General features: G+C 72.0%; 4 protein-coding genes. 3 read left to right on the forward strand and 1 reads right to left on the reverse strand.

What is annotated here, in order from left to right:
• The first annotated feature begins 370 nt into the window (after nucleotides 1-370).
• The 3 genes from I5G_RS17640 to I5G_RS17650 are packed head-to-tail and all read left to right on the forward strand — an operon-like array spanning nucleotide 371 to nucleotide 5,361.
• Nucleotides 371-1,480, forward strand: a complete 1,110-nt coding sequence (locus I5G_RS17640; RefSeq protein WP_022880243.1) for an NAD(P)-dependent alcohol dehydrogenase — start codon at nucleotides 371-373, stop codon at nucleotides 1,478-1,480.
• Nucleotides 1,481-1,482: 2 nt separating this feature from the next.
• A complete protein-coding gene (locus I5G_RS23350) occupies nucleotides 1,483-2,973 on the forward strand; it encodes an aldehyde dehydrogenase family protein (protein ID WP_051038874.1) in 1,491 nt (496 codons plus the stop codon).
• An 18-nt stretch (nucleotides 2,974-2,991) separates the two neighbouring features.
• A complete protein-coding gene (locus tag I5G_RS17650; protein ID WP_022880245.1) occupies nucleotides 2,992-5,361 on the forward strand; it encodes an acetyl-CoA acetyltransferase in 2,370 nt (789 codons plus the stop codon).
• A gap of 16 nt (nucleotides 5,362-5,377) precedes the next feature.
• Here I5G_RS17650 and I5G_RS17655 read toward each other — a convergent pair whose 3' ends face one another.
• Nucleotides 5,378-6,283 (reverse strand): LysR family transcriptional regulator, encoded by a 906-nt coding sequence (locus tag I5G_RS17655; protein ID WP_083896697.1) that lies wholly within the window; start codon nucleotides 6,281-6,283, stop codon nucleotides 5,378-5,380.
• Nucleotides 6,284-6,594 lie beyond the last annotated feature (311 nt).

Consider the following 6,594-nt stretch of genomic DNA (forward strand, 5'->3'; position numbering starts at 1 on the left):
CTCGTACCGCGTGGAGGACCGCAGCGGTCGTCACCCCGGACACCGGATGCCGGCGGCCGAGGCCGCGACCACGGCGATCACCGGCTCCATCCCGACGCAGGGCTGACCCCGGCGCGCGGCTCGTCCCGACGGGAGCCGCTCTCGCCGCGGGGCCGGTCGGCGTCGTGCAGGATCGGTCCGCTGTGGCGGACGTGAGCGCACGGCATCCACGTGCGACCCGCGGAGCGGGCGTCTGTCCCTCTTTGCGCTGGGCGCGGACGGCGGGCGCGACGAGAGTGAACGCACGGTCCCGGTCACCCGGGGCCGTTCAGTTCCCGCGTCGGCGGGGGCCCGCCCGAGGCCCCGCCGCGCCATCGAAGGAGAGGGATCGATGAGGATCGCCGCCGTTGTCTCCCGCGGAGCAGACACTCCGCTCTCGGTCGAGAGAGTCGTCCTCGACGACCCGCGCCCGGACGAGATCCTCGTCCGTATCGTGGCGGCCGGGGTCTGTCACACCGACATCGTCACGCGCCACTACTTTCCGGACGGGGTTCCGGTCGTCCTCGGCCATGAGGGCGCAGGGATCGTCGCCGCGGTCGGGAGCGATGTCACGAGCGTCGGCGTCGGTGACAAGATCATCCTCAGCTATCGCAGCTGCGGGTCGTGCGATCCGTGCGCGCAGGGTCACCCGGCGTATTGCGCGCGTTTCGCCGAGATGAACGTCTCGGGCGGACGCGGCGACGGCACGACACCGCTCCACGGCGCCGACGGCTCGCCGATCGCGGGAGGATTCTTCGGGCAGTCCAGCTTCGCCGGATATGCGCTTACGACCGAGGCCAACACCGTCCGGGTGCCCGCGGACACCGACCTCGCCGTCACCGCGTCGTTCGGGTGCGGCATGCAGACCGGAGCGGGAGTCGTCGCGAACGTGCTCCGGCCCGGTCCCTCCGACAGCCTCGTCGTCTTCGGCACGGGTGCGGTCGGCATGGCAGCGATCATGGCCGCCCGCGCCCTGGGAGTCGAAACGATCGTCGGGGTCGACCTCTCGGAGCAGCGACTCGCGCTCGCTCGCGAGCTCGGCGCCACGCACGTCGTGTCCGGCATCGCGGACACGCTCATCGAGGACCTGCGCGCGGCGACCGGCGGGGGCGCGACGCACGCCCTCGACACGACCGGCAACGCAGGGGTCATTCGCACCGCCACCGAGGCGCTCGGCCCTCTGGGCCAACTCGTGCTCGTCGGAACGGGCGGGGCGGAGTTCGCCGTCGACTCGACCGCCTTCATCGGGGCGGGCAAGACCGTCCGCGGGAGCATCGAGGGGGATGCCGATCCCCACCGTTTCATTCCGCAGCTGCTGCGCTGGCACGACGAGGGACTCTTCCCCGTCGAACGTCTCGTGCGCACCTACCATTTCGACGCGGTCGAGGACGCCATCGCCGACAGCGTCGCGGGAACGACGATCAAGCCTGTCCTGGTCTTCAGCGAAACCGAAGGAGAGTGACCATGTCCACGACCGTGTCGACCACCGAGATCCTCGTCGATCCGTCCGGGGAGCGCCTCGCCGACGTGCTCGCCCGTCAGCGCGCCGCGCACCGTCGCGACGGCATCCCGGATCTGGAGACACGACTGTCCCGCATCGACCGCCTCGCCCTCGCGATCCTCGAGCACGTCGACGAGATCGTCGAAGCACTCGACGCCGACTTCGGCAACAGGCCGGCGCTCGCGAGCCTGCGGTCCGACATCATCGGCGGAGTGAGCGAGGCGGAGTACCTCCGCGCCCACCTCGAGGAGTGGATGCGCCCCTCGGCCTCGCAGGCGGGGCCCGAGATGGGGATTCCGGTGACGCTCGAGCCCCGCCCGGTGGGGGTCGTCGGCGTCATCGGGCCGTGGAACTTCCCGGTGGGTCTCGTCATCCAACCGGCGCTCGAGGCGCTCGCCGCCGGAAACCGGGTGATGATCAAGTTCTCGGACATCCCCGAGCGGACCGGCGCGGTGGTGGCGCGGGCGGTGGCCTCGCGTCTGGACCCGGACGAGGTCACGGTGGTCCTCGGCGGACGCGAGACCGCGGTGGCGTTCTCGGAGCTCCCGTTCGACCACCTCTTCTTCACCGGCTCTCCCGCCGTCGGGCGCGTGGTCGCCGCGGCCGCCGGACGGAACCTCGTGCCGGTCACGCTCGAGCTCGGCGGGAAGAACCCCGTGCTCGTTTCGGCCGAAGCCGACATCCCCGAGGCTGCAGCGCGCGTCGCGGCGGCCCGGATGAACAACGGCGGCCAGCTGTGCCTGTGCCCCGACGACGTGTACGTTTCTCGCGCGCAGGCTGACACCTTCGTCGAGGCCTACTCCGCCGCGATCCGCGCGGCGCTTCCGGAGTACGCCACGAACCCCGACGCGATCACCATCATCAATGACGCCAACTTCGCTCGCGTGACCCGCCTCCTCGACGACGCGCGCGCTCGCGGGGCTCGGGTCGAGGCCGTCGCGACGGGCGCGGGCGACGACACGCTGCCGGATGCCACGACCCGGCGCATCGCGCCGACCATCGTGCGGGATGCCACCGACGACATGCTCATCTCCCGCGAAGAGATCTTCGGACCCGTCATCGTCGTGCGTCCCTACGACGATGTCGCCGAGGTCATCGCCCGCATCGCCGACGGCCCCCACCCCCTGGTGGCGTATTACTACGGGCCGGAGGGCACGGAGTTCCGCCGCTACGTCGACGAAACGGCATCCGGGGGCGTGACTCGGAACGACCTGGCGCTGCACCTGATGGTGCCCGATGTGCCGTTCGGGGGCATCGGGACCAGCGGGACCGGCGCGTACCACGGCAAGGCCGGCTTCGACACGTTCAGCCAGGTGCGTCCGGTGGCATCGCCCCTGCTGCCGTTCTCGATCGCGCAGACGGTCGGAGCCCCGTTCCCGGAGCCCGCCCGCGAGGAACAGCGCGCACAGATCGACGCCCTGCGGGCGACCGTCGCCGCTCGGGTCGCGCGGTAACGGAGAGAGGAAGAGCACATGGATCGGATCGACGAACGCACCCCCGTCCTCATCGGCGTCGGACAGGTCATCGACCGCCTCGACGGCGACGGCTACGAGGCCCTCTCCCCGGTGGACCTGGCCGCGCGGGCGTCCGCGCGGGCACTCGCGGACACCGGGATCGACGCGGCCGTCGTCGCCGCTGCGATCGACACGGTCGCCGGCATCCGCCAGTTCGAGATCTCGGTCCCGGGTGCCCGTGCCCCGCTCGGGAAGTCGGACAACTACCCGCGATCGGTGGCCCGGCGCATCTCCGCCGAGCCGCGCCGCGCGATCCTCGAGGTGGGGGGAGGGCAGGGGCCGCAGCACCTGGTCACCGAACTCGCCGCCGAGATCGCGGCGGGGCGCAGCCGGGTCGCCCTCGCGTTCGGCTCGGAGGCGATCTCCACGGCGCGGGCGCTCGCGAACGCCCCCGAGAGGCCCGACTTCACCGAGCACGTCGAGGGCGACCTGGAGGATCGGGGCTACGGGCTCGCCGGCCTGGTCTCGATGGAGGGCACGAACCACGGCCTGAGCGACGCCCCCAGTCAGTACGCCCTCGCCGAGAACGCCCGCCGTGCTCGTCTCGGCCTCTCGCGCGCGGAGTACGCGGAGCGGATCGGCGAGCTGTTCGCCCCCTTCACCCGCGTCGCCGCGGGGAACCCCTACGCGGCCGCTCCCGTCGAGCGGTCCGCCGCGGAACTGGTCACGCCCACCGCCGCGAACCGTCCGATCGCCGATCCGTACACGCGGTACGTCGTGGCCCGCGACCAGGTCAATCAGGGGGCGGCCGTGCTCCTGGCATCCGTCGAGGCCGCCCGCGCGCTCGGCGTGCCCGAGAGCGCCTGGGTCTACATCCACGGCCACGCGGATCTGCGCGAGCGCACGCTGATGGACCGGGTCGATCTCTCGGGCAGTCCGGCCGCGCGGCGGTCGACCGCCCTCGCGCTCGACATGGCCGGTGTCGGCACGGGCGACGTGGACGCGTGGGACTTCTACAGCTGCTTCCCGATCGCCGTCTTCAACGTCGCCATGGACGCGCTCGGCCTCGAGCCGGACGACCCGCGCGGGCTCACCCTGACCGGCGGCCTGCCGTTCTTCGGCGGGGCGGGCAACAACTACTCGATGCACGCCATCGCGGAGATGGTGCACCGGGTCCGGAGCCGCCCCGGGTCCTTCGGGTTCGTCGGGGCCAACGGCGGCATCCTGAGCAAGTATTCGGCCGCGGTGTACTCCACGACGCCGCGGAACTGGCAGGACGACCGGTCGGCGCCCGTGCAGAGGGAACTCGACGCCGTCCCCGCGGTCCCGCAGACCTCCCGCCCCGAGGGCGCCGCGACGATCGAGACCTTCACGATCGTCCACGGGCGCGACGGCGCGGCCACCGGCATCGTCATCGGCCGCCTCGACGCGACGGGGGAGCGGTTCCTCGCCCGCGGGTGGGACGGTGACGACGCGTTGGTCGGGCTCCTCTCCTCGGAGCAGCCGATCGGGCAGTCGGTGTGGGTCACGCCGACGGGGCCGGGGAACAGGGTCTCTGTCGACCGTAGGGATGCCGAGCGGTTCCAGCCGCCGCGCACACCGGCGCTGCGCGACGACTACGCCTACGTGCGGGTGGAACGCGACGGGCACCTGCTCACCGTCACGATCGACCGCCCCGAGTCCCGAAACGCTCTGTTCCCCCCGGCGCACGAGGAGCTCGCCGAGGTGTTCGACGCGTTCTTCGCCGACCCCGAGCTGTGGGTCGCGATCCTCACCGGTGCGGGGGAGCAGGCCTTCTGTGCGGGGAACGACCTCGTGTACTCCTCGACGGGCAAGCCCAACTACCTCCCCTTGAGCGGGTTCGCCGGGTTGACGAGTCGCCGGGGGATGACGAAGCCCGTCATCGCCGCGGTCAACGGTTTCGCGATGGGTGGGGGCTTCGAGACCGCTCTCGCCTGCCACCTGGTGGTCGCGGACGAGACCGCGCAGTTCGCCCTCAGCGAGGTGCGGGTGGGGCTCATTGCGGGAGCGGGCGGCGTCGTCCGGCTGCCGCGGATGCTCCCCGAGAAGCTCGCCAACGAACTGATCCTCACGGGACGCCGGATGGGAGCGCTCGAGGCGCAGGATCGCGGCGTCGTCAACCGGGTCGTCCCCGCGGGCCGAGCCCTGGAGGGGGCCCGCGCGCTCGCGGACGAGATCCTCGGCGTGTCCCCGACGTCGGTGCGGCTGTCGCTGAAGGTGATGGAGGAGACGCGCGGGATCGCGGACGTCGTCGACGCGGTCGTGCATCGATCGGGGGCGTTCGACGAACTCATGTCCAGCGCGGATGCGATCGAGGGGATCTCCGCCTTCGCGCAGAAGCGCGCCCCGCAGTGGAGCAACCGCTGATCGGCGTCGTGCCGGCTCAGCCGATGTAGGGGAGGGCGCCGTCCCGCGGACGCAGCCGATCGACGATCCGGCGGAGCGGGGCGGCGTGCACGGTGTCCCGCTCGCGCCAGGCGAGTCCGACGACCGTGTCGAGCTCGCCGTCCGCGAACGGATACACCTCGAGCTGGTCGAAGTCGAACAGTCGTGACGTCGGGAGGTCCCCGCCGCGGCTGATCAGCATGATCTGGCCGGTGCGCGCCATGCGGCCCTGGATGCCGACGATGTCGCGCAGATCGATCTCCTCGACGGATTCGATGCCGGCACGCTCGAACGCGTCCCGCATCCGCCGCATGGATGTCGGCTGCATGAGGAGGGGCAGCGTGAGCACGCGCCGACCCGCGAGGTCCGCCAGGCGCAGAGGCCGGCCGAGATCGAGCGTCGGGTCGGCGAGTGACGCGACCGCGAACGAGTACTGCGCGAGCGGGACGCTCGCGATCCCCGCGGCATCCACGGGCAGGTGCACGAGCGCGATGTCGATGTCGCCGTGCCGCAGCGACTCCAGGAGCACCGACGACAGGTCCGAGACGAGGTCGTTCGTCTCGCCCCCGACCTCGGCGACGGCGGCGATCAGGCTGTCGGTGAGGCTGCGGGACGTCCACGGCGTGGCCCCGAACCGCAACCCGCGCCGCGAGCCCGAGACGAGGGATGCCGCTTCGTCGGCCTGCGCCACGATCTCGACCGCGAGCGGGAGGAACCGGTCGCCGAGGTCCGTGCGGTCGAACTGGTGGTAGTTGCGGCGGAACAGGTCGCCGCCGACCCTTCGCTCCAGATCGCGGATGGTCCGGCTGAGCGGCGACGGGGTCACGTGCAACTCCTCGGCCGCAGCCGCGATCGTGCGCTGCCGTGACACGGCCACGAATGCCCTCACCTGCGAAAGCTCCACGCGCTCACTTTACGGACGCGCGGCCCTCCCCGCGTCCGCCGTTCCGCCCCGCGGCGCGCAGGATTCGTCCGCTGCACCGTGCTCCGATCGGCAGGTCCACCCGCGTCCGAGAGCACGCCGACGCGTACCGGTGCGCCCGGTCGGCGCAGTCGTTGTTTGCGCTGGGCCTGGGCGTCCGGCGGCGAGAGGCTCCCTCCGCAGCCCGTGATGACGCGGGCCGGAACACGCACAAGGGAGTGGCCATGGCCGAACGGCGCACGGCAGGAGCAGACCTGCCTCTCACCGGCATCCGTATCCTCGACGCGGTCGAC

Source organism: Microbacterium sp. B19 (genome assembly GCF_000333395.1).
Taxonomy (GTDB): domain Bacteria; phylum Actinomycetota; class Actinomycetes; order Actinomycetales; family Microbacteriaceae; genus Microbacterium.

Coding starts and splice junctions, on each gene's coding strand:
- I5G_RS17640 (WP_022880243.1), top strand. CDS start 371: ATGAGGATCGCCGCCGTTGTCTCCCGCGGAGCAGACACTCCGCTCTCG.
- I5G_RS23350 (WP_051038874.1), top strand. CDS start 1,483: ATGTCCACGACCGTGTCGACCACCGAGATCCTCGTCGATCCGTCCGGG.
- I5G_RS17650 (WP_022880245.1), top strand. CDS start 2,992: ATGGATCGGATCGACGAACGCACCCCCGTCCTCATCGGCGTCGGACAG.